The organism is Nonomuraea purpurea (assembly GCF_042650645.1).
Lineage (GTDB): Bacteria > Actinomycetota > Actinomycetes > Streptosporangiales > Streptosporangiaceae > Nonomuraea > Nonomuraea purpurea.
Genome location: NZ_JBHSBI010000091.1, coordinates 1 through 1,143 on the forward strand (window position 1 = coordinate 1; position 1,143 = coordinate 1,143).

Genomic DNA, 1,143 nt, shown 5'->3' on the forward strand with positions numbered 1-1,143 from the left:
GGAGCAATCGTCAATACCTGTGGATCAAAGTCTTTAAGCAGCGACGGGTGACCGCCCCTCGGGAGACGTCTCGTCCGGCCGCTCGACGAGCTTGCCGCCCACGAATGTCGCCCCGGCGCGGACCAGGGCGACGAGATGTGGTGCGTTGACCGCCCGCCAGCGCTTCTGCGCCGACTCGATCAGCTTGAAGGCCATCGCCAGCCCGGCGGCGCGCGAGCCGGGACCCTTGGTGACCTTGGTCCGATGCCGGACGGTGGCGAAGGTCGACTCGATGGGGTTGGTCGTGCGCAGATGCACCCAGTGCTCGGCGGGGTAGTCGTAGAAGGCGAGTAGTTCGTCGAGGTCATCGACCACCTTGGCGACGGCCTTGGAATACTTGGCGCCGTAGAGGGCCTGAAAGTCCTTCACCGCGCGTTCGGCGTGCTCCTTGTCCTCGGCGTTCCAGATCTCGGCCAAGGCCTTCTTCGCAGCCGGGTGGGCAGACTTCGGCATGGCCCCCAGCACATTGGCGATCTTGTGAAACCAGCACCTCTGGGCTCTGGTCTGCGGAAACACCTCGCTCAGCGCGGCCCAGAAACCGAGCGCCCCATCCCCGACCGCCAGCACCGGGGCGCGCATCCCGCGCCGCTTGCAATCGCGCAGCAGGTCAGCCCACGACTCGGTCGACTCACGGTAGCCGTCGGCGAGCGCGACGAGCTCCTTACGTCCGTCCGCGCGCACCCCGATCATCACCAGCAGGCAGAGTTTGTGCTCCTCCAGGCGGATGTTGACGTGGATACCGTCAACCCACAGGTAGACGTAGTCCACGCCGGACAGGTCCCGCTCGCCGAAGGCCCGCTGTTCGCCCTTCCAGGTCTCGGTCAGCCGGGTGATGACCGAGGCCGACAGTCCGGCGGTTGAGCCGAGGAACCGGCCCAGCGCGGGGACGAAGTCTCCCGAAGACAGGCCGTGCAGGTACAGCAGCGGCAGCACCTCGCTGATCTGCGGGGTCTTGCGCGCCCAGGCGGGCAGGATCGCCGAGGAGAACCGCTTACGCTCGCCGGTTTCCTCCTCGATGCGCTTGTCGTTGACCCGCGGCGCTTTGACCTCGATCGCGCCGACGCCGGTGAGCAGATCGCGCGGCTGGTGGTAACCGTTGCGTAC

At 66.9% G+C, this 1,143-nt stretch carries 1 protein-coding gene; it reads right to left on the reverse strand.

Going from position 1 to position 1,143, the window contains the following annotated elements:
• Positions 1-33: 33 nt before the first annotated feature.
• The coding region (locus ACFOY2_RS54650) for an IS256 family transposase (protein ID WP_379536111.1) at positions 34-1,143 on the reverse strand (1,110 nt) is incomplete at its 5' end.